The following is a 23,753-nucleotide window of genomic DNA, read 5'->3' on the forward strand; positions in this document are numbered from 1 at the left end:
GCATCGGCGGCACCGCCGGTTCCCGCGGCAGGCGAATCCGCGGATGACACCATGGAACGCATGCAGGAATCGCAGCGCTCCGATGTCGAGATGTTCCACGTCATGGACGTGCTCGCCGCGGCGGCGAGGCGCCGGGAGACGCACGGTGACGTGATCTCGCTGGCCGCCGGGCAGCCGAGCGCGGGCGCACCGAGGCCGGTGCTCGCCGCGGCGCACGCGGCGCTCGACGCCGGGCCGCTGGGCTACACCGAGTCGCTGGGGATCGCGCCGCTGCGGGAGACGATCGCGGCGCACTACGGCCGCGCCTACGGCCTGGACGTGCCGAGCGAGGCGGTCGCCGTCACCACCGGATCGTCCGGCGCGTTCACGCTGGTCTTCCTCGCGGCCTTCGACGCGGGGGACACCGTCGTCATGGCCCGGCCGGGCTACCCCGCCTACCGCAACACCCTTGCGGCACTGGGGTGCCGGGTCGTCGAGCTCGACTGCGGCGCAGCGACCCGCTACCAGCCGACGGTGGCGATGCTCGAATCGCTCCCCGAGCCGCCGAGGGGGCTCATCGTCGCGAGCCCCGCGAACCCGACCGGGACGATCCTGGCACCGTCGGATCTGGCGGACCTCGCGCGCTGGTGCGAGGCGCACGGCACACTGCTCATCTCCGACGAGATCTACCACGGCGTGAGTTACGGGCGGCCCACGTCGTGCGCGTGGGAGTTCTCGCGCGAGCAGGTGGTGATGGGCTCGGTGTCGAAGTACTTCGCGATGACGGGCTGGCGCTTGGGCTGGATGCTGCTGCCCGAGTACCTGCGGCGGCCCGTCGAACGGCTCACCGCGAACATGACGATCTGCCCGCCCGCGATCAGCCAGCACGCCGCGGTCGCGGCGTTCTCCGACGAGGCGCGCGAGGAACTCGACGGGCACGTCGCCGGGTACGCGCGCAACCGGGAGATCGTGCTCGCCGGGCTCCGCGGGCTCGGCGTCACGGAGGTCGCGCCGCCGGACGGTGCCTTCTACGCCTACGCCGACATCGGTCACCTCACCGACGACTCGTTGGCATGGTGCGCAAGGGTTCTCGACGAGACCGGGGTGGCGATCACCCCGGGCCTGGACTTCGACACGGCCCGGGGTGATCGGTTCATCCGCCTCAGCTTCGCCGGCGCGACCGCCGAGATCGAGGAGGCACTGGCTCGGCTGGAGCCGGTGTTCCGGCGCTGACTCGGGCGAGGCTCAAGCGATGAGAGCGCGGCGCAGCGCGCTGATGGCGATCTCGAAAGCCGCCTGGGCGCCGTGGGTCTCGCGCAGCGCGTTGAGCATCATGAAGTCGTGGATGACCCCGCCGATGCGCACGGCGGTCACCTGGTTGCCGGCCTCGCGCAGCTTGGCGGCGTAGGCCTCGCCACCGTCGCGCAGGACGTCCGCCTCGGCGGTGATGACGGTGGCGGGCGGCAGGTCGCGCAGCTGGTCGACGGTGGCGTTCAGGGGAGAGGCGAAGATCTCTGCGCGCTGCGCCTCGTCGGTCGTGTACTGGTCCCAGAACCACTGCATGGCGTCGCGGCGCAGGAAGTAGCCCTCGGCGAACTCGTGGTAGGAGGCGGTCTCGAAGTTCGCGTCCACGACCGGGTACAGCAGGACCTGGGCGGCCAGCTTCACGTCGCCGCGCGCCTTGGCCTGCAGGGCGAGGACTGCGGCCATGTCGCCGCCGACCGAGTCGCCGGACACGGCGATCCGGGTGCCGTCGAGGTTCTTCTCGGCGCCGGAGTTCACGACCCACTGGGCCACGGCGTAGTTCTGCTCGATGGCGATCGGGTAGCGCGCCTCGGGGGACAGATCGTACTCGGGGAAGACCGCAGCCGCGCCGGTGCCGACGACCAGCTCGCGGACCAGGCGATCGTGCGTGTGGGCGTTGCCGAACACCCAGCCCGCGCCGTGGATGAAGAAGATGACGGGCAGCACGCCGGTGGCGCCCTTGGGGCGGACGATGCGGGTGCGGACCTCGCCGGTCGGGCCGCCGGCGACGGTGATCCACTCCTCGTCGACCTCGGGGAGTGCGACGCCCTCGTCGGACTGCACCTCGTCGACGGTCTTGCGCCCCTCGACGGGGCCGAGGTCGAACAGGTAGGGCGGGTTCGCGGTGGCGTCGGAGAAGGCCCGGGCGGCGGATTCGAGGATGGTCCTACTCATGATCTGCTCCTTGTCGACTTTGCGGAGAACGTTCGTTCTCGTGCTGAGTGCTAGAGTACGGGAACGATCGTTCTCGCGTCAAGGGGGTGGCACAAGATGGATGCGGACCAGCAGCGGGCAGCAGTCCTCGAAGCAGCGGAGAAATTGTTCTACGGCAAGGGGATTCAAGCCGTGGGGATGGACGAGATCCGCACTGCCGCAGGGGTGTCGCTCAAGGCGATCTACAAGCTCTTCCCGTCGAAGGACGCGCTCGTCGCCGAGGTGCTGACCATCCGCGACCGGCGCTGGACCGACGGGCTGCACAAGTACGTGGACCGCGCGGCCGCGCCGGAGGATCGGGTCCTGGCCGTCTTCGACTGGCTGGACGAGATGTTCGCGGAGAACGACTTCCGTGGCTGCTCGTTCATCAACAGCTACGGCGAACTGGGCGCGACCTCGCCGACCGTCGCCGACGCCGCGGTGCACAACAAGGCCTGCTACCAGGACGAACTGTCGGCGCTGGTCGCCGATGCCGGGCTGCCCGAGCGCGTCGCGATCCAGATCGGCCTGCTCACCGAGGGAGCGCTCACCACCGCCGCGATCCTCGGTCCGGACGGCGTGGTCGACGGTGCGCGCGAGGCCGCCCGGGTGCTCATCGGCGCGCAGCGCTGACGTACTAACCTGATCGACGATGCCCGTCACAGTCCCGCACGACCTTCCCGCCCGAGCAATACTCGAGGCGGAGAAGATCTTCGTCATGTCCGACGAGCGCGCGGCGCACCAGGACATCCGCCCGATGCGGATCGCCATCCTCAATCTGATGCCCACCAAGATCACCACCGAGACCCAGTTGCTCCGGCTGCTCAGCAATTCTCCGCTGCAGATCGAGATCACGCTGCTCCACATGGCCAGTCATGTCTCGCGGACCACCTCCTCCGAGCATCTCGAGGCGTTCTACTCGACCTTCGACGACGTTGCCGGCCAGTACTTCGACGGCATGATCATCACCGGGGCGCCGATCGAGCGGCTCGACTTCGAGGATGTCGACTACTGGCCGGAGATGACGCGGATCCTGGACTGGACCGCGACGAACGTCCAGTCGACCCTGCACGTGTGCTGGAGCGCGCAGGCGGCGCTGTACCGGCACTACGGCGTCGGCAAGCACGAGGTGCCGCAGAAGATCTCCGGCGTCTTCGCGCACCGTCTGACGGGCGCGAGGTCACCGATCCTCACGGGCTTCGACGACGACTTCCTCGCGCCGCACTCGCGACACACCGACGTGAACGTCGGCGATGTCGAGGCCACGGATGAGGTCGAGGTGCTCGCAGTGAGCGACGACGCCGGTCTGTACCTGGCCGCCACCACTGACGGTCGCCGCGTCTTCGTCACCGGACATCCGGAGTACGACGCGGGCACCCTCGCCGCCGAGTTCCTCCGCGACAGCGCGCAGGATGCGTCGATCCCCGTCCCCGCGAACTACTTCCCCGGCGACGACAGGGGCGCCGCGCCCCGCAACCGCTGGCGCGGCCACGGCCACCTGCTGTACGCGAACTGGTTGAACCACTGCGTCTATCAGGAGACGCCGTTCGAGCCCGCCCGGCCTGAGGTGGACCAGGCCTGAGGTGGACCCGGTTCGAGGGGCCGTTACGCCCGCGCCGTGAGGACCACCCACCGAGGGGCGCGCACCACCGCCGCGATCCTCGGTCCGGACGGCGTGGTCGACGGTGCGCGCGAGGCCGCCCGGGTGTTCATCGGCGCGCAGCGCTGAGGCGTCCCGGTTTCACGGGTCGCGCTTGTGTCGATCTGCGCCGCGAGGGGGTGTCGAGCCGCGGCGGCGGTCGGCCTCCGGGGCGCTTCTCCGCGCACGGACGAGCATGACGATGGTTGCGAGCTGCACCACGTCGAGAATCGGAATCACCGGATGGAACGTGGGTGACGATCTCCAGGACACGAGGCTGAAGACGATGCCCGCGACCTGTGCGGCGATGGCCAGCCGGAATCCTCGGGGGAGTCTCGCCGCGAGGAAGGCGTAGACAACCGCGAGGATCAGGTGGAAGGCCACGCCCGACGTGGTTGCGATCGACGCCGCGTCGTCGAGTTCTGCGGGCGAGAATCGGGGATGTTGTTGCGCGATCTGCGTGCGGATATCCCCGCGGAGGAGCCACATGATCACGGTCAGGGCGAGGTGGCTCGCGGCGACCGCGTTCATCAGGATCCGTGCGCTTCTCACGACTGTGCCGGCCTCTCAGCTCCTCCGGTGCGTGTCGGCCAGTCTAGTAAGAGTTATCGGCGGCAACTAACAATTAGGCGAGTACGCGCCGGACCGGTCCCGGCTCGACGTGCTCAGGCGCGAGCCGTGAGAACCACGGGACCGTCCTCGGTGACGGCCACGGTGTGCTCGCTGTGCGCGGCGCGGGAACCGTCGGCGGAGCGCAGGGTCCAGCCGTCGGGATCGAAGGTGATCTCGTCGGTGGTCGCGCAGAACCACGGCTCGAGCGCCAGGGTCGTGCCGGTGCGGAGCAGCATGCCCTTGCGGGCCTTCCCGACGTTCGGAACATGCGGGTCCTCGTGCATGGTCCGGCCGATCCCGTGGCCGCCGAACTGCGTGTTCACCGGGTAGCCGTACTTCTTCGCGACGGCGCCGATCACGGACGAGACGGTGCCCAGCTTGTTGCCCGGCCGCATCTCCTCGATCGCGGCGTCGAGTGCCTCGCGGGTGCACTCGATGAGCCGCGTGTCCTCCGGGCGGGCCGTACCCACGCTGACGCTGCGGGCGGCATCGGCGGTCCAACCGTCGATGGTCACCGCGATGTCGACCGTGAGGAGGTCGCCGTCGGCGAAGACGTACTCGTGCGGGAGTCCGTGCAGGCAGGCGTCGTTCACGGACAGGCACGTGACATTGCGGAACGGGCCGCTGCCGAACGAGGGGGCGTAATCCCAGTAGCAGGACACGGCGCCCCGGTCCTCGATCATCTTCCGTGCGCGGTACTCGAGCTCCATGAGATTCATGCCGACCTCGGCCATGCCGGTCAGCTCATCGAGCAACTCGGCGATGAAGATGCCGGTGGTGCGCATCTTTGCGATCTCGGCGGGGGTCTTGAGCTCCATCATGGTATTAAAATACCACGCGCTACCCGGTGTGGCGCAGCCCCTCGGCGTCCAGGTACTCCGACGCCAGCGCGTCCAGAGGCTCGCCGAGCACGGCCGCCACCGCGACGACGGTGCCGAACGCGGGCGTCGCCATCCGGCCGGTCTCGATCTTGCGCAGCGTCTCGGGGGAGATCCCCGCCGCGCGTGCCACCTCGTCGGGCCTGCGGGCACCGCGCGCCGTGCGCAGCCGCGCCCCGAGACGCCGACCCGCGGCGATCTGTTCGGGGGTGAGGGGCTGCCGGACCATGGCAGAAGTCTATCCGGTCAGATGGCCACCATCCGCGTCGCGGCCGAGGCGGAGCGGCGTCCGCGGATCGCGATCAGCTCGCGGGCGTGCGCGTCGAGCGCGATGTCGCCGGGCAACCGCGGTGTCCACGGGCGCACGGCCGTCGCGTCGCCGCCGGTGTCGAGCGCAGCGAGCACGTGCAGCGCGTGGGCGGCGGGCTGGGGGGCGTACTCGTGCGGCCAGCAGGTGGAGAGGTGGACGGAGACGTGCATCGTCTGCCGGCCCGTGTGCAGCAGGCGAGCAGAGACCTCGATGACCTGCCCGATCTGGACAGGGCGGTAGAAGCGCACGCCACCGACGTAGACGCTGACCGCCTCGCCGCCGCTCCAGCCCGCGGCGCACAGGTAGGCGGCGTCGTCCATCCAGCCCATCACCCGGCCGCCGTGTGCCTTGCCGCCCCAGTTGATGTCGGTGGGTGCGGCGAGGAAGCGTGTGGTGCGGTGTTCCGTCTCGGTCGGCAGCGTGTAGTCCGCGCCGCTCATGGCCGCCGCGATCCGCTGCCGCACGTCGGCGCGGGCCTCGGCCTCCTCGGCCGCGCGCACGTCCTCGGCGAGGACCGGCTGCCACTGCCGCACGGGCGTCGGCTTCCCGTCCTCGTCGACGGCGACGAAGACGAGCAGGCACGTGCTGGCGACGGTGAAGGTGCCCACCCGCGGATCGGCGGAGGCGACCTCGCACCGGATGTGCATGCTGCTGCGACCGGTGAGGACCAGCGTGGCCCGCACCTCGACGACGTCGCCCGAGGCGATGTCACGGCCGAATCCGATGTTGCCGACGTAGGCGGTCACCGAGTAACCGCCCGACCACGCCGCGGCGCAGGCGTAGGCGGCCTTGTCGATCCACTCGAGGATGCGGCCTCCACGGACTCCGCCGCCCACCGTCGCGACGTCGGTGGGGGCGGCGAGGAACCGCAGGGTGATCCGGCGATCGGTGATGGGCATCAGGTGGGGCTCCTTCGCGAGCGGTGAACGGATCGCACCATGGTGGGCCGAGCCGCGAACGCACCCGGTGCCGGGGGAACGCGGTGAGGAATCGGTGATCGCGCGGTAACCGCGCCGGTCGCCCGTCCGTAACACCGCGCGGGTCGCGCGGTCAGTGCGCGGACGGATCGAGGGAGAGGACGATGTCGAATCGGGTGCGCGACCACGGTCCGCCGCCGAGGTCGCGCGCGGTCGGCACCGGCGCGCCGGCGCCCTGCGCCTCGAAGCGCTTGATCAGGGAGTCCTTGACGCCGAAGACGCTGTCGCCGATGACGAGTTGCTCGTCGCCCTCGACGAAGATGTGCGTCACCAGGGTCCGGAATCCGGGAGCGGAGACCATGAAGTGCAGGTGCGCGGCGCGCAGGGGCGAGCGTCCGGTCGCCGCGAGCAGGCGGCCGACGGGGCCGTCGGCAGGGATGGGGTAGGGCACGGGCCGCAGTCCCCAGAATCCGTACGTGCCGTCCCCGCGGGTCTCGAGCCGGGCTCGTGCAGCGGTGCGCTCGTCGCCGTACTGGACGTCGTAGAGGCCGTCCTCGTCGCACTCCCAGACCTCGATCCGGGCGTCGGGAATCGGCGCACCGTCGGTCCCGGTGACGGTGCCCTCGACCCAGCAGGGCTCGCCGGTCGCGCCGCCGGCGATGTCGCCGCCGAAGGGGATCGACGGCGCGTCGTCGACGAAGAAGGGACCGAAGACGGTGGCCTCGGTGGCGTCGCCGTCGAGTTCGTTGTTGACGGTGACCGTCTGCATGGACGCGCCGAGAACGTCGGATAGCAGGATGAACTCCTGCCGGCGGTCGTCGGTGATGCGGCCGCACGCGGTGAGGAAGTCGATCGCCGCGGTCCATTCCGCCTCGGTGAGGCGGATCTCGCGGATGAACGAGTGCAGGTGCCGCACCAGGGATTCCAGCACGTCTTTGAGGCGCGGGTCCTCGGTGTCGGCGAAGGACCGCAGGACCCGCTCGACCAGGGCCTGCTCGACCCGGGTCTGCTCGGCGGCGGTCTGGTCGGTCGCCGTCCGATCGGTCGTGGATGTGTCGTGCACGGTGGCTCCTAGATGTGCTCGGGCGTGGCGCCGGACCACGCCGCGGAAAGGATGCGGTGGAGGTCGGCGGCGGTGACCGGGCGCGGGTTCCCGGCGGGGACCAGCGGCAGGACCGCCTCGACGGCGGGGGCGATGTCGGCTTCGGCCATGCCGAGGTCCCGCAGCGAGCGGGGCGCGCGCACCTCGTCGTAGAGGGCGGCGAGTCCCTCGACGGCGGTGGGAGCACCGAACGCCCCGGCGAGCCGGGCCTGCGCCTCCGGCGCAGCGGGCGCGTTGAAGGCGAGGACGTGGGGGAGCACCGCGGCGTGCGTCTGCGCGTGCGGGAGGTCGAAGGCGCCGCCCAGGACGTGGCAGATCTTGTGGTGCAGGCCCGATCCCGCCGACGAGAACGCCGTCGCCGCCAGGTAGGCGGCGTACAGCACCTGCTCCCGGCCGGTGAGGTCGGACGCGTCGGCGGCGATCGCCGGGAGGCCCTCGCGGACCGCGCGGGCGGATTCGGCCGCGAGGACCCGGTCGATCGGGTCGGCGCGCGGGCCCCACATCGCATCCACGCTGTGCGCGAGGGCGTTGAGGCCCGACGCCGTGCCGATCTCAGCGGGAAGCCCCAGCGTGAGCTCGGCGTCGTAGACGATCGCCCGCGGCGCGACGCGCGGGTCGACGCCCGTGGTCTTCACACCGTTGTCGGTCATGCCCCACATCGACGTCGCCTCGGAGCCGGAGTAGGTCGTCGGGACGGCGACGATCGGGATCGACGTGGTCAACGCGACGGCCTTGGCGAGACCGATCGCCGAGCCGCCGCCGAAGCACAGCAGCAGGTCAGCCCGCGCCTCTGCGGCGGCGCTGCGGCCGCGATCCGCGACCTCGACGGGGACGTGCATCGCGACATCGTGGTGGTGGAGCGCCACCGGGAGGTCCACGGTGATCTCGGCGGCCCGCTCCGCCTCGCGCGGCGAGCAGATCAACATGATCCGCGCGGCGCCGGCGGTGACCTCGCTGAGGGCGTCGCGGGCGGTCCCCGACCCGAATCGGATCTTCTGCGAGAGGCTCTCGTGGGTGAAGTTCATGCGCGGTTCCCGTCGAGTCGTTCGGCGAACCAGTCCGCGGCCAGCGCGTTCCGTTCGTCGGCGTGGTTGTAGATGGTGTGTTCTCCGTCGTCCCAGATCCGCAGTGTCGCATCGGTCGCGGCGTCGAGGAAGGGCTGCTGATCGGCGAGGTCCACCAGCGGATCGGCCCCGCCGTGCAGGACCAGCAGCGGACAGGGGATCGCCTCCGCGGCCGGATCGAACCGCAGGCGCGCGAAGTTCGCGATGACCGCATCGTCGTCGGCCCTGCCGAGCATCGCCTTCGCCTGTTCGGCGAAGGTCCGGAACTCGAGCAGGCGCGGCGCGGCGAACGACCCGTTGACGCAGCACGCGGTGACGCCGGGATGCCGAGCCGCGGTGAGCGCCGCGAACAGGCCCCCGACGCTGTTGCCCCACACCCCGACCGGCCCGTCCGACTTCGCGAGGTCGACGAACACACCGAACGCGGCGGCCACGTCCACATCGAGATGCACCCCGTGCACCAGTCGCGAATCCCCCTGCCCCGGGCCCTCCGCGAGGATCACGGCCAGCCCCCGGGCGACGAGGGCATCGGCGTAGCGCAGGTATGTGGCGCCCCAGCCGCTCTGGCCGCCGAAGACCACGACGGTGCCCCGAGGCGCGTCCGGCCGCAGGCGCCAGCCGGTCAGGGCGCCGGCGCCGAATTCGGCCTCCACGCGGCGCATCGGGACCGGGGAGTGCGCGGCCGCGGCCGCCACGGCGTCGTCGAACCGGGCGTACAGCCGGCGCTTGCGGTCGGTGTCGAAGTTGAACGCCATCTGGGCGAACAGGTAGCAGGCCGCGGCCGCGCGGTGACTCTCGTGGGCGGTGACCGCTCGGCCCGCCTCGGCGGCCGCGAGCGCCTGGGCGGTCCGTGCGTCGCCCAGCTCCTCGGCGACCTCGTCCCACATCCGGCCGGCGTCGGTACCCGCCCGGAGGCCGAGGACGTCGTCGTACCGCATCCCCGCGTCGAGGAGCCGGGTGACACCCATCGCACGCCAGTGCGCGTCGTTGGCGGCGATCACGCCGGCGTTCACCGGGCGACCGCCACGGCCGGAGCGGCGCTCAGCTTCACCCGGAGGCCGTCCACCAGTCGCGGCAGGTCGGCGAGGCCGGCCGCACCGTACAGGTGGAAGTCGGGGCGCACGAGGAAGGCGTCGGCGCCGGTGTCCGCGAAGTAGGCGGCGTAGGTGCCGTGCTCATCGACGATCGAGTGCGGATGCCCCGGCTCCAGGGTGACGACGGTGCCGCCGAGCTCGGCCAGGAAGGTCAGGCGATCCGGCCCCAGGATCTCGGTCGCGTCGCGCGTGGAGACCACTGCGAACCCCCACGGGTGCAGGTCGTCGAACCGCCCGGAGCGATCGTCGGCGAGGCGCACGACGCCCTGCGGCGCAAGAGTTCCGGCGACGTCGACCGGCAGCCCGTCGGCGTCGGCGTCGATCACGCCCGCGGCGATCGTCGGGAACGGTGGCAGGGGAGGGACCTCGCCGCGCTGGAAGGCGATGTCGCGCGCGGCGGCGGCCACGGGGTCCTTGAGGTTCGCCACGCGTCCCAGCTCGACGGCGCAGTTCTGGATGACCTCGACGTGCGGTCGGCGCTCGGCCTCGTAGGTGTCCAGCAACGCCTCTCCGGCCCTCCCCGACAGAACGAGGTCGAGTTTCCACGCGAGCGTGATCCCGTCCCGCATGCCGGAGCACGCGCCCTGGCCCATGTACGGGGGCATCGTGTGCGCGGCATCGCCGGCCAGGAACACCCGCCCTGCACGCCAGGCGTCGGCGGTGCACGCGGAGAACGTGTACACGATGTGGCGCAGGATCTTCACGTCGTCGGGCCCCAGGTCGTGCTGCGCCCGGAGCCACCGCCAGGCGAACTCCTCGGTGGCCATCTCGTCGGCGTCGTCCTCGGGCCGGACCGCGACCTCGAACCGCTGGCGGCTCCGCCCGATCGGCATGAACATGTGGGGCTGACGCGGGTCGCAGTACTGCCGGGCGGTGTCGAACCGGTCGCCCAGGGGGCGAACGCATTCGGTATCGATGTTGAGCCAGCGATCGTCGACGTGGAGATCGGAGCGGTCGATGCCGAGGAGGTGGCGGACCGTGCTGCCGGCGCCGTCCGCGCCGACCACGTACTGTGCGGTGAGCGTGCGCTCCGGCGCATCGGCCCATTGCGCGTCCCGGTCGCGCGACCAGGGGCGCACGACCAGCTCCACGTGATCGTCCGACTGCTCCATGCTCACCAGGATGGTGCCCTGGAGCACGTCGAGGTTCGGGCGCGTGCGGTTGCGCTCGTCGATCGAGCACTCGATGTGCGGCTGGTACATCGAGTAGTGCGCGGCGAAACCGCTGGACTCGCCCGACCAGTCGACGGCGATCAGCAACTCCTCCGCACCGTTGCGCCACTCGTACACCGCCGCGGGAGCGGCGTCGCGCAGGGCGCTGTCGACATCGCCCGCGGCCTGGATGATCCGGGCGGTCTCGCCGTCGATGTGCGTCAGCCGCGGCATGCCGTAGAGGCCCGGCCAGCGCTCGACGGCCACCACTCGGTGGCCCGCCCGCGCCAGCATCGACGAGAGGACGAGGCCGGTCGGGCCGTAGCCGATGACGGCGACGTCGTAGTCAGTGGTGGTTGTCGATTCGGTGTTCACGGTTCTCCTTCATCGCGGGACTGTGGCGATGTGATGCACGCTACGAACGGGTGACGGACGCCACTATCCGCGTGGCGACAGGGCTATCCGGATCGCGCCGGAATGTGGTGACGCAGATCGCAGTTCCGGCGCTGCCCGGGTGTAATCTGCAGGTGAGGGCCTCGTCGAGGTGATCCGTCGGGTGCGGAGGTGATGGCGATGTGGGGCGGTCCCGATGCCGGTGGCGGGGTGACCGCCGCGCCGCTGGGCCGGTTCGACAGCCTGCGGACCACGGATGTCGACGCCTTCCGCAGTGCCGCGGGCGGTCTGCTCAGCACCCACTCGATCGCGGTGCCGCGCGACCCCGCGACTCCCTTCCGTGGCGCGGTCCGGTCCGCAGCGGTCGCGGACCTCGGCGTGGTCTACCTGGAGCAGGGGACTCCGATCGACGTCGACATCCTCGACCGCATCGACTACTACGACCTCATGATCGCGGTGGCCGGGTCGAACCGGCTCGAACTCGTCGGGGCCGACGGCGGAGCGGTGATCGAGGGCGGAGTGGCCGCCGTGCTGTCGCCCGCGATGCGGGCACGGATGCGGATGGACGGCTCCTACCGCCAACTGCACCTGCGGCTCGAACGTGCTGCCGTCCAGGAGCGACTGGAAGCTCTCGCCGGCCGCCCCGTCGGCGGTCCGGTCGTCTTCGAGGTCGGGATGGACCTCGGCGCGCCCGGGCTCCGGAGCTGGTCGGGAGCACTGCGCTCGCTGCTGCGGGACCTCGACGACGAGGCGGGACTCGCCACGGATCCGGTGATGGCCCGGCACTGGCGGGACCTGCTCATCACCGGGCTCCTGGTCTCCCACCGGCACAATCAGTCCGAGCTCCTCCACGACCGCGACGCGGATCGGGTGCACCCGAGGACCTTCCAACGGGCGCTCGATCACATCGAGGCGGGGCTGAGCGGGCCGCTCTCGGTGCCCGACGTGGCTGCGCACGTCGGGGTCAGCGTGCGCTCGCTGCAGCGCGCCTTCCAGGACCGGCTCGCGCTTTCGCCCAGTGCATACATCCTGGGTGAGCGACTGGACCGCGTCCGCGCCGAGCTGGTGACTCCGGACTCCGGCCGCACCGTGACCGAGACCGCCTACGACTGGGGGTTCACCCACCCCTCGCGGTTCGCCGGGATGTACCGCCGCCGGTTCGGCGAGACTCCTTCGCAGACCCGGGCGCGGGTCGCCGGTCGGTGACCGAACTCAGACCGCGGTGAGGTCGACGATGAGGTCCGCGACGCGCGCCAGATGGCGGTCCTCCCGGTCCGCCAGGTGTGCGACGGCCAGGTCGACGCCGGTGCCCGCTCCGTCGAGCGGGCGGTAGGAGAGGCCGTCGAGACGCAGTGCCGTGATCGGCTCGGGGGCGACGGCGATACCCAGACCGGCGGCGACGAGCGTTGCGAGCGTGGAGGTCTCGCCCACCTCGTGCCGGATCGTCGGTGCGACACCGCCTTCGCGGAGGAGCGCGGCGACCCGGTCGTACATCGCGGATCGACGGTCCGCCGAATGGACGATGAACGCCGCGCCCGCCAGGTCCGACACCCGCAGCCGCTCCCTCCGTGTCAAAGGGTGGTCGGCGGGCAGCGCGACGACCCACGGCTCGCGACGCACGACGCGGATCCGCAGGGACTGATCCGCCACCGGCGGCCGCAGGAGCGCGATGTCGATCGCCCCGGAGCGCAGCGCCTCGACCTGGTCGGGCACCAGCATCTCGCCGCGGAACGCGAAGTCGATCCCCGGGAGTTCCTCCGCGAGCCGCCGCGCCAGCGGCGGGAGCAGGCTGTACGTCGCGGTGCCGACGCAGCCGATCGTCAGATGCCCCGTGGCGCCGGCCGCCACGCGACGCGCGTGCTGCGCCGCGTCGTCGACGGAGGACAGAATGGCCCGCGCCCGCTCGAGGTAGGCGCGCCCCGCGTCCGTGAGATCGACCCGGCGCGTGGTGCGGTGCAGGAGCTCTACGCCGAGATCGCTCTCCAGCTGCCGGATCTGGTGCGACAGGGGCGGCTGCGCCATGTGCAGGCGCTGCGCGGCGCGGCCGAAGTGCCGCTCCTCTGCGACCGCGACGAAGTAGCGGAGCTGCCGCAGATTCATATGGAGACGATATCAATTACCGTTGATTTCGGTACTTCAATATCTCGATCGATCGTCCTACCGTCGACCGTATGGATGCCTACGTCTACGCCGCCGCACGCACGCCGTTCGGCCGATTCAACGGCGCGCTCGCCGGCGCCCGCCCCGACGACCTCGCCGCGACTGCGATCCGGGCGGTTCTCGACCGTGCCTCCGGACTCGGCGCCGGAGCACGGATCGACGAGGTCGTCTGGGGCAACGCCAACGGCGCGGGGGAGGACAACCGCAACGTCGGGCGCATGGCGGCCCTGCTCGCGGGCGTCCCGGTCGAGGTGCCGGCCACCACCGTGAACCGGCTGTGCGGCTCGGGGCTCGACGCCGCCATGATGGGCAGCAGGTCCATCGAGACCGGCGACGCGGACATCGTCATGACGGGCGGCGTCGAGTCGATGACCCGCGCGCCCTGGGTACTGCCCAAGTCCGCGAAACCCTTCCCGGCGGGCGATGTCACTGCCGTCTCCACGACCCTGGGCTGGCGCCTCGTGAACCCCGCGATGCCCGCCGAGTGGACCGTGAGCCTGGGCGAGGCGAACGAGCAGCTGGCCGAGAAGTTCGCCGTCTCCCGCGCGCGCCAGGACGACTTCGCGGACCTGTCGCACCGTCGGGCGCACGCGGCCTGGGAGGAGGGCTTCTACGCAGACCTCGTGGTCCCCGTCGACGGCCTCGAGCGCGATGAGAACGTCCGGCCCGAGACCACCGTCGAGAAGCTGGGTGCGCTGCGCCCCGCGTTCCGGCCCGACGGCTCGATCACCGCGGGCAACGCCAGCCCGCTCAGCGACGGCGCCGCGGCGGTCCTCCTCGGATCCGCCGCGGCCTCGGGGACGATCGGACTCGATCCGCTCGCGCGCATCGCGGGCCGCGGTGCCGCGGCGGTGGAGCCGCAGATGTTCGGATACGCGCCGGTGGAGGCCGCGAACCGCGCGCTCGCGCGTGCCGGGATCTCGTGGAACGAGGTCGGCGTCGTCGAACTCAACGAGGCCTTCGCGGTGCAGTCGCTGGTCTGCATCGACGCGTGGGGGATCGACCCCGCGATCGTCAATCCGCACGGCGGGGCGATCGCGCTCGGGCACCCCCTCGGCGCGTCCGGCAGCCGGCTGCTCGGCACCGTCGCGACCTCGCTCCGGCGCCGCGGCGAACGCTACGGGGTCGCCGCCCTCTGCATCGGCGTCGGCCAGGGCCTCGCGATCGTCGTCGAGAACACGGAGGTCCGGGCATGAGCAGGGCAGTGGTCCATGACGGCGTCGACGACGCCGTCGCCGGCATCGAGGACGGCTCGACGGTCCTGATCGGCGGCTTCGGCCTGGCGGGCATGCCCTTCGACCTCATCGACGCCCTCATCCGGCAGGGCGCGAGCGACCTCACCGTGGTGTCCAACAACGCCGGCAACGGCGACGTCGGCGTCGCGGCGCTGCTCGCGGCCGGCCGTGTCCGCAAAGTGGTCTGCTCCTTCCCCCGGCAGAGCGACTCCTACGTCTTCGACGAGCTCTACCACGCGGGAAAGGTGGACCTCGAGGTCGTCCCGCAGGGCAACCTCGCCGAGCGGATGCGCGCGGCGGGTGCGGGTATCGGGGCGTTCTACTGCCCGACGGCCGTCGGCACGCCGTTGGCGGAGGGCAAGGAGACCCGCGAGATCGACGGGCGCACGTACCTGCTCGAGTACCCGATCCACGGCGACTACGCGCTGATCGCCGCTCACCGGTCCGATCCGTGGGGCAACCTCGTCTACCGCAAGACCGCCCGGAACTTCGGACCCGTCATGGCGACCGCCGCCGCGACCACGATCGTCCAGGTCGACGAGGTCGTCCCGCTCGGCGCTATCGACCCCGAGGCGGTCGTGACGCCGTCCATCTTCGTCGACCGGATCGTCGCCGTCGACGCCCGGCACTACACCGTGGAGGGAGCACGATGACCACGCATCGTCTGTCGATGGAGGATCTGGCGGCCCGCGTCGCCCACGACATCCCGCGCGGCGCCTATGTCAACCTCGGGATCGGTCAACCGACCAAGGTCGCCGACCATCTGCCCGCGAAGCGCGAGGTCGTGCTCCACACCGAGAACGGGATGCTGGGCATGGGCCCCACGGCCGTGGGCGACCTCGTCGACCCGGACCTCACGAACGCCGGCAAGGTCCCGGTGACGGAGCTCCCGGGCGCCGCGTACTTCCACCACGCCGACTCCTTCGCGATGATGCGCGGAGGTCACATCGACGTGTGCGTGCTCGGCGCGTACCAGGTCTCGGAGCGCGGCGACCTCGCCAATTGGCACACCGGGCGCGAGGGTGCCATCCCCGCGGTGGGCGGCGCGATGGACCTCGCGATCGGGGCGAAGCAGGTGTACGTGATGATGTCGCTGTTCGACAAGGCCGGCGCGTCCAAGCTCGTGCCGGCCTGCACGTACCCGCTCACCGGGCTGGGCTGCGTGAACCGGATCTACACCGACGTGGCCGTCTTCGAGACCGGGCCGGACGGTGCCCGCATTCTCGAGACCTTCGGCATGGATCCGGACGAGCTCCGCGAGCTCCTGCCCGTCGACCTGGTCTGATCGGGTCCGAACGTCCGGCGCCTACTCCTTGACGACGCTGTCGCCCGTGCGGCGACCCGACGTGAAGGCGTAGACGGTGCCGTCGTTGCCGACGGTGACCAGCTCACCGTCGGGCCCGATCGAGACGCCCGAGGCGGACTTGACCGAGTCCGGCAGGTCGAAGGTGCGCAGCGTCGTGCCGGTGTCCGTGCGGAACTCGATGAGCTGCGACTGCACGCCGGCCCAGGACCGGACGACCGCGTAGCCGATGCCGCCGCGGATCTGCGTCGCCGGGGAGATCATCGCCACATCGGTGCGCTTGAACACCTCACGGGCGCTCTTGCCCTCGTCCTGCAGCGCGACGAAGGAGCCGCGCTGCAGACCGGGCGCCGCGGGGACGATGATCCCGTCCGGCGATACCGAGGGCGGTACCGCGCTCTGGTACCCGAGGTCGTGGGTCCACTTCGTCTCGCCGGTCTTCGCGTCGAGCGCGGCCAGCTTCTTGCCCCGCAGGTTCACGTACAGGGTGGACCGGTCCGCCGAGAGCGACGGTGAGCCGACGGCACCGTCGGGCAGGTCCTTGCGCTCCCACGCGTACCGCAGGTCGTGCCTGTTTCCGGTCTTGCCGTAATCGACCGCCATCACCTTCGACGGTGCGCCGTTCGCCCCGACGACGACGTACGCGCGCTCCGCGCTCGTGTCGACCGCGGGCGGCCCGGACACGGGGCAGCCGGGCCCGTTCGTCGCGCAGTCCTCGATGCCGCCGCCGTTGTCGTTGGCGGAGACCTGCGGGAGCAGACCGATCGCGGCGCCGGCCGCGGTCCCGTCGTGCGTGTCGACGAGCACCATCTGCCCGAGGTGCGTGACCGCGAGAACCGTGTTGTCGCCCGCGAGCTTGATCCACAGGGGCGTGCCCGCCGTGGGATAGCGCCAGCGGACCTGGTTGTCGGGGTTGAAGCTGTAGAGCCAGCCGGGGACGCCGAGGTACGTGTACTCGAACTGGTCCACGACGGGCGCCTGCAGGTCGGCGCCCGCGGCGTCGCGCCGGCAGTAGGTCTTGCGGCCCACGGTGAGCTCGAGGCTGAAGGTGGTGCACCCGGCGTCGGTGCGGGCGGTCACGGACAGGACACCGCGATTGGAGATGGCCGGCTGCACCGTGTTGGGGCCGACGAGATCGCGGGTCCAGGCCGGGACGAGCGACGACGCGGCGTCCCGGTCGGCGTAGGAGTTGTTGCGGGAGTCGCCGTACATGCCGGGCCAGGCGGCGGAATCGTCCGCGTACACCCAGGTGGTGTCCGGCGTGCACGAGGCCAGGACCGCCGCGGCGGCCACCGTCGCGCCCAGCGTGCGCGCGCGCCTACCCAACCGCATGTGTCTCCTCTGCTCGACCTGTGGCTCGGACGTCCGACCGCCCCACAGACTAGCGCGGGAGGCGTACCGGACCGGCGGGGCGCACCCGCCGGATAGGCTCGCGGGCATGACGAGCATGTGGAACGCCCCGTATCGATCGCGGTGGCGTCACGCCCGGCAGGCCGATCAGCAGGCGCGGTTCCTGACGCCCGCGTCGCTGCGCTGGGTCCTCAAGAACAAGGCGTACACGCCCTGGTACCTGGTGCGGTACTTCCGCCTGCTGAAGTTCCGGCTGGCCAACCCGCACATCGTGCTCAAGGGCATGGTCTTCCTCGGCAAGAACGTCGAGATCCACGCGACGCCCGGCCTCGGCCGGATGGAGATCGGCCGGTGGGTGCACATCGGGGACTCGAACAAGATCCGCTGCCACGAGGGCTCGCTGCGCATCGGCGACAAGTCGGTGTTCGGCCGCGACAACGTGGTCAACTGCTACCTCGACATCGAGTTCGGCCCCGCGTCGCTGGTCGCGGACTGGTGCTACATCTGCGATTTCGACCACAAGATGGACGACATCGACATCCCCATCAAGGACCAGGGCATCGTCAAGGGCCCCGTCCGGATCGGCGGCGACACCTGGGTGGGCACCAAGGTCACCGTCACCCGCAACACCCTCATCGGGCACGGCACCGTCCTCGGCGCGCACGCCGTGGTCCGGGGCGAGATCCCGCCCTACTCGATCGCCGTCGGCTCGCCCGCCCGGGTGGTCAAGAACCGCAAGGACATGTGGGAGGCGTCGATCGCCGAGCGCGCCGAGCTCGAGCGCGCCCTCGCCGACATCGAGCGCAAGAAGGCCGAGGCCCGCGGGCTGCCCGGGAACTCCTGACGGCGGACCGTCGGGCTACAACAGGTAGAACGGGCTGGGGTAGCGGAACTCGCCGCGTAGTTCCGGCCGGTACGCCCCCAGCGTGCGCACCATGAACGAGTCGCCCGCCCACTCCGCGACGTCCGGCGTCACGCCGAGGTCGGCGGCCGGGACGAAGCCGAACCGCGGGTAGTAGTCCTTGTGCCCGAGCAGCGCGACGAGCGGTTCGCCGAGCGCATCCGCCGCCCCCAGGGAGGCCAGCATCAGGGCCGAGCCGGTGCCCCGGGCCTGGACGTCCGCCCGAACCCCGAGCGGTCCCAGGGCGAGCGCGGGCACGTCGCCGACGGTGGCCCGGGTCAGGCAGATGTGGCCGACCACCGCGCCGTCGTCGTCCTCGGCGACGAAGGACAGCTCGTCGATCCACGCGCCGCACAGACGAAGCGCCTCGACCAGGACCACCTCGACCGGCTCCGTCCGCCCCGGCGGGGTCATCGGCGCGAACGCGCTGCGGTGCACGTCCGCAACGGCCGCGCGGTCGTCGGCGGTCTCGTTCCGTACCAGCACGCTCAGCCCTCCACCGCGTCGATGATCGCGCGGACGCGGGGTGAGACGGGGGCGAAGACGTCCAGCACGCCGATCGCTCGCAGCTGCGGTACCGCGGCGGCCAGGGCCGCGGTCAGGTCACCGGCCTCGGGCGTGCCGTCGGCGGTGGCGTCCAGGAGTTTCGCGTTCTGCACGAACGCCGCGACGGTGCCCTTGCGCAGTGCGAGACCGCCGAAATCGGCGGAATCCTGATCGTCGGGCAGCACGTCTTCCGGTCGTACGGTCATGAATCGACCGTGCCACAAGGTTTGTGATCGTGCACCTTCTGCTGGTCAGTCTGTCTTCGCGAGCGGTGACACGACTACAGGGGGTTCGTCGGGTCCCGCTCCGGCAGGGGACGTTCGTCGATCACGCGCCGCCCCAGGGGGGTGCGGGGCCGGCGCTTGGCGGCGAGGTAGACCTGCGCGGTCTCGCGCGCCACGGCGTCCCAGGTCAACTCCTCGACCTCGGCGCGCGCCGCCGCGGCCCGACGGTGCGCCGCGGCCGGATCGTCGAGAACCTCGCGGATCGCCGCGGTCAGGCCCGGCACATCGGCGGGTTCGACGGACACGCCCGTCTCTCCGGTCCGGATGAAGTCCGCCAGGCCGCCCGCGGTGGTGGCGATGACGGGGATGCCGGTCGCGGCACCCTCGAGGGCGACGATGCCGAAGGGCTCGTAGCGCGACGGGATCACCAGTGCGTCGGCCGAGTGCAGCTGCGCGACGAGCTCCTCGTGGTCGAGGGCGCCGGTGAACTCGACGGCGCGCAGCACGCGATGTTCGCGCGTGACATCGCGCAGCCACGCGGCCTGCGTGCCGTCGCCGGCCACCGTCAGTGTGGTCCCGGGGTGCGTGCGGCGCACTCTGGCCACCGCGGCGACGAGGTCCTGCACGCCCTTCTCGTACTCGAGCCGGCCCACGTACAGCAGACGGGGCGCGCCCCGTCGGACAGCCTTCCGGGACCGGTCCCGGTACGGCCACAACGACGAATCGATGCCGTTCGCGATGGTGTGCAGCTGAGCGAGTCCGGGCCCGAACAGACGGCCGACCTCGTCGGACATCGACCGCGAGCAGGTGATCACCGCGTCGGCCTCGTTGGCGAGCCACCACTCGGTGGAGTGCACCTGCCGGTTCACCGGGCCGGACACCCAGCCGCTGTGCCGACCCGCCTCGGTGGCGTGGATCGTGGCGACGAGGGGTGTGTCGAAGGCTTCGGCGAGCCCGACGGCGGCGTGGGCGGCGAGCCAGTCGTGCGCGTGCACGACGTCGGGGACCCAGGGCCGCCCGACGGTGCTCGCGCCGTGCAGGGCGTCCTCGCCGGCGGTCGGGTTGTACCCGGCCAGGCGCAGCCCCGCTCGCAGCATCGAGTGCCCCATGGAGAGCACCCACGGCATCATGTCGGTGCCGAAGTCGAGGGCCAGGGGGTCCTCGGCGGCCATGATCACGCGGATGCCGTCGACGACGGTGTCCGAGGTGGGGTGGCTGCGCGGGTCGGTGCCGGTGGGTTGCCGGGAGACGACCACGACGTCATGGCCCTGGTCGCGCAGCTGGAGCGCGAGGTGGTGGACGTGCCGGCCGAGCCCGCCGACGACGACCGGCGGGTACTCCCAGGAGACGAGCAGGACGCGCATGTCAGTACTCCTCCTGCGCCGTCGCGGGGAGGCGGCGCGCGTCGAGCCCGGGGAACGGGTCGTCGGCGAGGCGCCAGGTGCGGGCCAGCGCGACGGCGCGCGCGTCGTCGCCACGCTCGGCCGCCTCGGCGATCTCCCGCAGCGCGTGCGCATGCTTGTAGGCGCGATCGCGGGCGTAGCCGGCGGCGGTGTCCTTGGAGACCATGAACGGCCAGTCGGACTGCAGGCACATCAGTGCCTCCTGCAGCACCTGGTCGCTCACGACGTCGCGGGCCCGCCCGGCCCGCTTGTCGAGGACGCGGAGCACCGTCGTGGTGATCTCCTCGTTGAGTTCGACGAACTCCTGCACCTGCGGGCCGTCCCAGACGTGCCAGTCCTTGCCCGAGCCCCACGAGCTGGCCGGGATCTCGCGCGGCGCGCCCACGTATCCGGCCTCCGCGGCGGAGCGCAGCGTCCCCACGCGGACACCGGCCTCGGGGAGGGCGCGCAGCACGCGCTCGAGCCAGATCGGGCCCTCGTACCACCAGTGCCCGAAGAGCTCCGTGTCGAACGCTGCCACCACCAGGGCGTCCCGGCCGATCCGCGCGCTCTCGGACCGCACGCGGGCGACGACGGTGTCGACGAAGTCGGCGACGTGCCGGTCGATCGCGGCGTCGGCCCGTTCCGGATCGTAGGGCGCCTTGTCGGCCTCCGCGACCTTCTTGCCCGTCACCCGGCTCGGCTTGAGGCCCGTGGCGTGGTCGTGGGCGTAGAAGTCGCGGTAGGCGGCGTGCCCCGGGTAGCCGGACTTGGGCGACCACACGCGGTAGCTCACGGGCAGGTCGCGCCCGAAGGCGAGGACGGACGAGTCGCCGACGGGGCGCGCGAGGGCCGTGTCGCCGCCGAGCGTGGGGCCGTCGACCATGAAGTGCGTGACGCCCGCGGCCTGGTATCCGATTTCCATGCCGGGCTTGTAGGCGCACTCGGGCGCCCAGATCCCGGTCCGGGCGGGGGAGCCGAGCCGGGCCCGCCCGTAGGCGAGGCCCTCCCGCAGCGACAGCTCGCGCACCCGCGGGTGCAACAGGGGCTGGAACGGGTGCGCCAGGGGCCCGCCCAGCAGTTCGACGGTGCCCGCGTCGGCCAGGCGCCGCAGGACCGGGGTGCCGCCGTGGCGCCAGCGGGTCTCGAAGAGATCGAGGGCGTGCGCGGAGTTCCGGTGCTCGCGGGCGCCGAGCTCGGCCGAGGAGGGGCGGCCCGAGAGCGCCGCCTCGTGCGCGCGGAGCTGCCAGTTGCCGAGGTAGTGGTGCATGGCCTCGAGGCAGTACGGATCGTCGAGCTGCGCGGCGAGCACCGGCGTCACGCCGAGCGTGAGCTGGTCGGTGCGCCCCTCGTCCGCGAGGCGGTCGAGCATCTCGGCCATCCGCAGGTACGACGCGGCCCAGGACTGGTACAGCCATTCCTCGCCCACGGGCCAGGCGCCGTGATGGGCGAGCCAGGGGAGGTGCGAGTGCAGGACGAACGCGATCATGCCGGGCTCGCGGCCGGTCACCGTCGGGCTGCCCGACGGTGCGCTCACGCTCCGGGCTTCCGGGCGTAGAAGAACAGGTCGAGACTGTCGGGCTCGTCGGCGCGCAGGTCGAAGTCCTGGGCCGCGACGGCGGCCACGTCGTTCGAGAGTTCCTCCGGCCAGGGCTCGCCGGCGAGCGACCGCTCGATCTGCGCGTCGATGAAGCTGCCGCCGTGGCGGCGGTCCAGCTCGGCCAGGCGGGCGCCGTGGTAGACGCCGAGCTTCTCGGTCACCTCGAAGCCGGCTTCCTCGAGCAGCTCGACCAGCTCCGCGGAGTTGAGCTCGCGGGTGTGGAAGGGGTTGAGGGGGGTGTCGCGGCCGGGGGAGAAGGTGACGCGGTTGGGGGTGGAGATGGCCAGCTCGCCGCCGGGGCGCAGGATCCGCGCGACCTCGCGGAGGAACTGGGGCTGATCCCAGAGGTGCTCGATCACCTGGAAGTTGACGACGGCGTCCACCGAGGCGTCGTCCAGCGGCAGCTCGGCGAGGTTGCCGTGCAGCATGGTGACCTTCGGGTAAGCGGCACGGACGTGCGCGACCGCCGACTCGTCGTAGTCCAGGGCGGTGACGCTCGCGCCGCCGTCGGCGAGCATCGCGGCGCCGTAGCCCTCGCCGCTGCCGGCCTCGAAGACCGACGTCCCGGCGTAACGGTCGACGATCGCGAGGTACGCGATCTCGTGCCGGCGGAACCAGTAGTTCTCCTCGGGGATCCCGGGGACGGTTCGCTCGCCGGTCAGGGGCAGCGGGTCACACATTCTTCCCAGCCTAGTCGTCGCAGTGCCGTGGGCCAGCCCACATGGACAGTTACCTCCGGGTAACTTACTCTGCAGTTAAACAATGTCGTGAGGCGGTGCTAAGTTCGAGTCGCTTCACTGTGGTGGGGCGGGATTTCCGTGCCCGCCCGGCAGTGTGAGAATGTGCCCTACGAGTATCCGATGATCCAGGAGGTCGACGAAGACCAATGACGAACGTAGTCGTACTGATCAAGCAGGTCCCCGACACGGGTTCCGAGCGCAAGCTCGCCGATGATTTCGCCCTCGACCGGTCGATCGACCCGTACTTGGACGAGATCAACGAGCGCGCCGTCGAGGAGGCGCTCCAGATCAAGGAGGCCAACGGCGGCGAGGTCACCGTGCTGACCGTCGGCCCCGCGAGCGCCACCGATGCGATCCGCAAGGCCCTGTCCATGGGCGCCGACAAGGCCGTCCACGTGCAGGACGATGCCATGCACGGCTCGGACGCCATCCAGACCTCGTGGGTCATCGCCCGCGCGCTGGGCACCATCGAGGGTGTCGAGCTGGTCATCGCCGGTAACGAGGCCACCGACGGTCGCGTCGGCGCCGTGCCGGCCATCCTGGCGGAGTACCTGGGCCTGCCCCAGCTCACGCACATGCGCAAGCTCACCGTCGAGGGCGACTCGATCAAGGGCGAGCGCGAGACCGACGAGGGCATCTTCGAGCTCGAGGCGTCGCTGCCGGCCATCGTGTCGGTCAACGAGAAGATCAACGAGCCGCGCTTCCCCTCCTTCAAGGGCATCATGGCGGCGAAGAAGAAGGAGATCAACGTGCTCTCCCTCGCGGAGATCGGCGTGGAGCTCGACGAGGTCGGCGGCGCGAACGCCGGCACCACGGTCTCGGGCGTGACCCCGAAGCCGGCCAAGCAGGCGGGCGAGAAGGTCGTCGACGAGGGTGACGGCGGCGGCAAGGTCGCGCAGTTCCTCATCGGCCAGAAGATCATCTAAGACCCTCGTCCCCCACTCTTAAGGAGAGAA

25 protein-coding genes are annotated in these 23,753 nt (G+C 71.3%); 9 read left to right on the plus strand and 16 right to left on the minus strand.

Annotation, left to right across the window (positions count from 1 at the left end):
• Nucleotides 1-51 precede the first annotated feature (51 nt).
• A complete protein-coding gene (locus AXK60_RS14825; protein WP_068572050.1) occupies nt 52-1,212 on the plus strand; it encodes a pyridoxal phosphate-dependent aminotransferase in 1,161 nt (386 codons plus the stop codon).
• Nucleotides 1,213-1,224: 12 nt separating this feature from the next.
• Here the strand turns inward: AXK60_RS14825 and AXK60_RS14830 are convergent, their stop codons facing one another.
• Complete coding sequence (locus tag AXK60_RS14830) at nt 1,225-2,178, minus strand: alpha/beta hydrolase (RefSeq protein WP_068572052.1); 954 nt, start codon at nt 2,176-2,178, stop codon at nt 1,225-1,227.
• A gap of 96 nt (nt 2,179-2,274) precedes the next feature.
• Between AXK60_RS14830 and AXK60_RS14835 the strand changes: the two genes are divergently transcribed.
• Together AXK60_RS14835 and AXK60_RS14840 are read left to right on the plus strand one after the other, a co-directional pair.
• On the plus strand, nt 2,275-2,829 hold the full coding sequence (locus AXK60_RS14835; RefSeq protein ID WP_068572054.1) for a TetR/AcrR family transcriptional regulator: 555 nt from the start codon (nt 2,275-2,277) through the stop codon (nt 2,827-2,829).
• A 19-nt stretch (nt 2,830-2,848) separates the two neighbouring features.
• Nucleotides 2,849-3,778 carry a homoserine O-succinyltransferase gene (locus AXK60_RS14840; protein ID WP_068572056.1) on the plus strand — a complete coding sequence of 310 codons (930 nt, stop codon included), beginning with the start codon at nt 2,849-2,851 and terminating at the stop codon, nt 3,776-3,778.
• Nucleotides 3,779-3,937: 159 nt separating this feature from the next.
• On the opposite strand, the gene AXK60_RS14845 is transcribed toward AXK60_RS14840, so the two are convergent.
• The 8 genes from AXK60_RS14845 to mhpA all read right to left on the minus strand — a co-directional run bounded on the left by AXK60_RS14845 (nt 3,938) and on the right by mhpA (nt 11,338).
• A complete protein-coding gene (locus AXK60_RS14845) occupies nt 3,938-4,366 on the minus strand; it encodes a hypothetical protein (RefSeq protein ID WP_068572058.1) in 429 nt (142 codons plus the stop codon).
• Between the two features lie 134 nt (nt 4,367-4,500).
• Nucleotides 4,501-5,268: a type I methionyl aminopeptidase gene (map, locus tag AXK60_RS14850; protein ID WP_068572061.1), complete on the minus strand. Its 768-nt coding sequence runs from the start codon at nt 5,266-5,268 to the stop codon at nt 4,501-4,503.
• Nucleotides 5,269-5,287: 19 nt separating this feature from the next.
• Nucleotides 5,288-5,554, minus strand: a complete 267-nt coding sequence (locus AXK60_RS14855) for a helix-turn-helix domain-containing protein (RefSeq protein ID WP_068572062.1) — start codon at nt 5,552-5,554, stop codon at nt 5,288-5,290.
• A 17-nt stretch (nt 5,555-5,571) separates the two neighbouring features.
• On the minus strand, nt 5,572-6,534 hold the full coding sequence (locus tag AXK60_RS14860) for an acyl-CoA thioesterase (RefSeq protein ID WP_068572064.1): 963 nt from the start codon (nt 6,532-6,534) through the stop codon (nt 5,572-5,574).
• A gap of 151 nt (nt 6,535-6,685) precedes the next feature.
• On the minus strand, nt 6,686-7,615 hold the full coding sequence (locus AXK60_RS14865) for a dioxygenase family protein (RefSeq protein ID WP_068572066.1): 930 nt from the start codon (nt 7,613-7,615) through the stop codon (nt 6,686-6,688).
• Nucleotides 7,616-7,623: 8 nt separating this feature from the next.
• Nucleotides 7,624-8,679, minus strand: coding sequence for a maleylacetate reductase (locus tag AXK60_RS14870; RefSeq protein WP_068572068.1), 1,056 nt, complete (start codon nt 8,677-8,679; stop codon nt 7,624-7,626).
• The gene (locus AXK60_RS14875; RefSeq protein WP_231855473.1) at nt 8,676-9,731 is read right to left on the minus strand and encodes an alpha/beta hydrolase; all 1,056 of its coding nucleotides are present in this window, start codon (nt 9,729-9,731) and stop codon (nt 8,676-8,678) included. Before AXK60_RS14875 ends, AXK60_RS14870 begins: the two co-directional genes overlap by 4 nt.
• A complete protein-coding gene (gene mhpA, locus AXK60_RS14880) occupies nt 9,728-11,338 on the minus strand; it encodes a bifunctional 3-(3-hydroxy-phenyl)propionate/3-hydroxycinnamic acid hydroxylase MhpA (RefSeq protein WP_068572070.1) in 1,611 nt (536 codons plus the stop codon). Before mhpA ends, AXK60_RS14875 begins: the two co-directional genes overlap by 4 nt.
• A gap of 198 nt (nt 11,339-11,536) precedes the next feature.
• Here mhpA and AXK60_RS14885 point away from each other — a divergent pair, with 198 nt between their 5' ends.
• The gene (locus tag AXK60_RS14885; protein ID WP_068572842.1) at nt 11,537-12,562 is read left to right on the plus strand and encodes a helix-turn-helix transcriptional regulator; all 1,026 of its coding nucleotides are present in this window, start codon (nt 11,537-11,539) and stop codon (nt 12,560-12,562) included.
• A gap of 6 nt (nt 12,563-12,568) precedes the next feature.
• Here the strand turns inward: AXK60_RS14885 and AXK60_RS14890 are convergent, their stop codons facing one another.
• Nucleotides 12,569-13,456 carry a LysR substrate-binding domain-containing protein gene (locus AXK60_RS14890; protein ID WP_068572072.1) on the minus strand — a complete coding sequence of 296 codons (888 nt, stop codon included), beginning with the start codon at nt 13,454-13,456 and terminating at the stop codon, nt 12,569-12,571.
• A gap of 71 nt (nt 13,457-13,527) precedes the next feature.
• Here AXK60_RS14890 and AXK60_RS14895 point away from each other — a divergent pair, with 71 nt between their 5' ends.
• The 3 genes from AXK60_RS14895 to AXK60_RS14905 are packed head-to-tail and all read left to right on the plus strand — an operon-like array spanning nt 13,528 to nt 16,036.
• Nucleotides 13,528-14,712 carry a thiolase family protein gene (locus tag AXK60_RS14895; RefSeq protein WP_068572074.1) on the plus strand — a complete coding sequence of 395 codons (1,185 nt, stop codon included), beginning with the start codon at nt 13,528-13,530 and terminating at the stop codon, nt 14,710-14,712.
• Nucleotides 14,709-15,404 carry a 3-oxoacid CoA-transferase subunit A gene (locus AXK60_RS14900; protein WP_068572076.1) on the plus strand — a complete coding sequence of 232 codons (696 nt, stop codon included), beginning with the start codon at nt 14,709-14,711 and terminating at the stop codon, nt 15,402-15,404. Before AXK60_RS14895 ends, AXK60_RS14900 begins: the two co-directional genes overlap by 4 nt.
• Nucleotides 15,401-16,036 carry a 3-oxoacid CoA-transferase subunit B gene (locus AXK60_RS14905; protein WP_068572078.1) on the plus strand — a complete coding sequence of 212 codons (636 nt, stop codon included), beginning with the start codon at nt 15,401-15,403 and terminating at the stop codon, nt 16,034-16,036. The genes AXK60_RS14900 and AXK60_RS14905 overlap by 4 nt, the downstream gene beginning before the upstream one ends.
• 21 nt (nt 16,037-16,057) lie before the next feature.
• Here AXK60_RS14905 and AXK60_RS14910 read toward each other — a convergent pair whose 3' ends face one another.
• Nucleotides 16,058-17,386 (minus strand): outer membrane protein assembly factor BamB family protein, encoded by a 1,329-nt coding sequence (locus AXK60_RS14910; protein WP_068572080.1) that lies wholly within the window; start codon nt 17,384-17,386, stop codon nt 16,058-16,060.
• Between the two features lie 106 nt (nt 17,387-17,492).
• On the opposite strand from AXK60_RS14910, the gene AXK60_RS14915 reads away from it, so the two are divergent.
• Nucleotides 17,493-18,248, plus strand: a complete 756-nt coding sequence (locus tag AXK60_RS14915; RefSeq protein ID WP_068572082.1) for an acyltransferase — start codon at nt 17,493-17,495, stop codon at nt 18,246-18,248.
• A gap of 15 nt (nt 18,249-18,263) precedes the next feature.
• Here the strand turns inward: AXK60_RS14915 and AXK60_RS14920 are convergent, their stop codons facing one another.
• The 5 genes from AXK60_RS14920 to AXK60_RS14940 form a co-directional block, all read right to left on the minus strand.
• A complete protein-coding gene (locus tag AXK60_RS14920; protein ID WP_068572084.1) occupies nt 18,264-18,791 on the minus strand; it encodes a GNAT family N-acetyltransferase in 528 nt (175 codons plus the stop codon).
• A gap of 2 nt (nt 18,792-18,793) precedes the next feature.
• The gene (locus tag AXK60_RS14925) at nt 18,794-19,057 is read right to left on the minus strand and encodes a hypothetical protein (protein WP_068572085.1); all 264 of its coding nucleotides are present in this window, start codon (nt 19,055-19,057) and stop codon (nt 18,794-18,796) included.
• Between the two features lie 74 nt (nt 19,058-19,131).
• A complete protein-coding gene (locus tag AXK60_RS14930; protein WP_068572086.1) occupies nt 19,132-20,439 on the minus strand; it encodes a glycosyltransferase family 4 protein in 1,308 nt (435 codons plus the stop codon).
• A gap of 1 nt (nt 20,440) precedes the next feature.
• The gene (locus AXK60_RS14935) at nt 20,441-21,946 is read right to left on the minus strand and encodes a 1,4-alpha-glucan branching protein domain-containing protein (RefSeq protein ID WP_068572844.1); all 1,506 of its coding nucleotides are present in this window, start codon (nt 21,944-21,946) and stop codon (nt 20,441-20,443) included.
• A gap of 44 nt (nt 21,947-21,990) precedes the next feature.
• Entirely contained in the window at nt 21,991-22,737 is a 747-nt protein-coding gene (locus AXK60_RS14940; RefSeq protein ID WP_068572087.1) for a class I SAM-dependent methyltransferase, read from the minus strand.
• Nucleotides 22,738-22,943: 206 nt separating this feature from the next.
• Between AXK60_RS14940 and AXK60_RS14945 the strand changes: the two genes are divergently transcribed.
• Entirely contained in the window at nt 22,944-23,723 is a 780-nt protein-coding gene (locus AXK60_RS14945; protein ID WP_068572088.1) for an electron transfer flavoprotein subunit beta/FixA family protein, read from the plus strand.
• Nucleotides 23,724-23,753 lie beyond the last annotated feature (30 nt).

This window comes from Tsukamurella pseudospumae, assembly GCF_001575195.1.
Taxonomy (GTDB): domain Bacteria; phylum Actinomycetota; class Actinomycetes; order Mycobacteriales; family Mycobacteriaceae; genus Tsukamurella; species Tsukamurella pseudospumae.

Excerpts from the sequence above, each read along its gene's own strand:
- AXK60_RS14830 (WP_068572052.1), bottom strand. The coding sequence starts at position 2,178 with ATGAGTAGGACCATCCTCGAATCCGCCGCCCGGGCCTTCTCCGACGCC.
- AXK60_RS14840 (WP_068572056.1), top strand. The coding sequence starts at position 2,849 with ATGCCCGTCACAGTCCCGCACGACCTTCCCGCCCGAGCAATACTCGAG.
- AXK60_RS14890 (WP_068572072.1), bottom strand. The coding sequence starts at position 13,456 with ATGAATCTGCGGCAGCTCCGCTACTTCGTCGCGGTCGCAGAGGAGCGG.
- AXK60_RS14930 (WP_068572086.1), bottom strand. The coding sequence starts at position 20,439 with ATGCGCGTCCTGCTCGTCTCCTGGGAGTACCCGCCGGTCGTCGTCGGC.
- AXK60_RS14885 (WP_068572842.1), top strand. The coding sequence starts at position 11,537 with ATGTGGGGCGGTCCCGATGCCGGTGGCGGGGTGACCGCCGCGCCGCTG.
- AXK60_RS14860 (WP_068572064.1), bottom strand. The coding sequence starts at position 6,534 with ATGCCCATCACCGATCGCCGGATCACCCTGCGGTTCCTCGCCGCCCCC.
- AXK60_RS14925 (WP_068572085.1), bottom strand. The coding sequence starts at position 19,057 with ATGACCGTACGACCGGAAGACGTGCTGCCCGACGATCAGGATTCCGCC.
- AXK60_RS14900 (WP_068572076.1), top strand. The coding sequence starts at position 14,709 with ATGAGCAGGGCAGTGGTCCATGACGGCGTCGACGACGCCGTCGCCGGC.
- AXK60_RS14895 (WP_068572074.1), top strand. The coding sequence starts at position 13,528 with ATGGATGCCTACGTCTACGCCGCCGCACGCACGCCGTTCGGCCGATTC.
- AXK60_RS14940 (WP_068572087.1), bottom strand. The coding sequence starts at position 22,737 with ATGTGTGACCCGCTGCCCCTGACCGGCGAGCGAACCGTCCCCGGGATC.
- map (WP_068572061.1), bottom strand. The coding sequence starts at position 5,268 with ATGATGGAGCTCAAGACCCCCGCCGAGATCGCAAAGATGCGCACCACC.
- AXK60_RS14825 (WP_068572050.1), top strand. The coding sequence starts at position 52 with ATGGAACGCATGCAGGAATCGCAGCGCTCCGATGTCGAGATGTTCCAC.
- AXK60_RS14935 (WP_068572844.1), bottom strand. The coding sequence starts at position 21,946 with ATGATCGCGTTCGTCCTGCACTCGCACCTCCCCTGGCTCGCCCATCAC.
- AXK60_RS14845 (WP_068572058.1), bottom strand. The coding sequence starts at position 4,366 with ATGAACGCGGTCGCCGCGAGCCACCTCGCCCTGACCGTGATCATGTGG.
- AXK60_RS14945 (WP_068572088.1), top strand. The coding sequence starts at position 22,944 with ATGACGAACGTAGTCGTACTGATCAAGCAGGTCCCCGACACGGGTTCC.
- AXK60_RS14905 (WP_068572078.1), top strand. The coding sequence starts at position 15,401 with ATGACCACGCATCGTCTGTCGATGGAGGATCTGGCGGCCCGCGTCGCC.
- AXK60_RS14910 (WP_068572080.1), bottom strand. The coding sequence starts at position 17,386 with ATGCGGTTGGGTAGGCGCGCGCGCACGCTGGGCGCGACGGTGGCCGCC.
- AXK60_RS14870 (WP_068572068.1), bottom strand. The coding sequence starts at position 8,679 with ATGAACTTCACCCACGAGAGCCTCTCGCAGAAGATCCGATTCGGGTCG.
- AXK60_RS14835 (WP_068572054.1), top strand. The coding sequence starts at position 2,275 with ATGGATGCGGACCAGCAGCGGGCAGCAGTCCTCGAAGCAGCGGAGAAA.
- AXK60_RS14915 (WP_068572082.1), top strand. The coding sequence starts at position 17,493 with ATGACGAGCATGTGGAACGCCCCGTATCGATCGCGGTGGCGTCACGCC.
- AXK60_RS14855 (WP_068572062.1), bottom strand. The coding sequence starts at position 5,554 with ATGGTCCGGCAGCCCCTCACCCCCGAACAGATCGCCGCGGGTCGGCGT.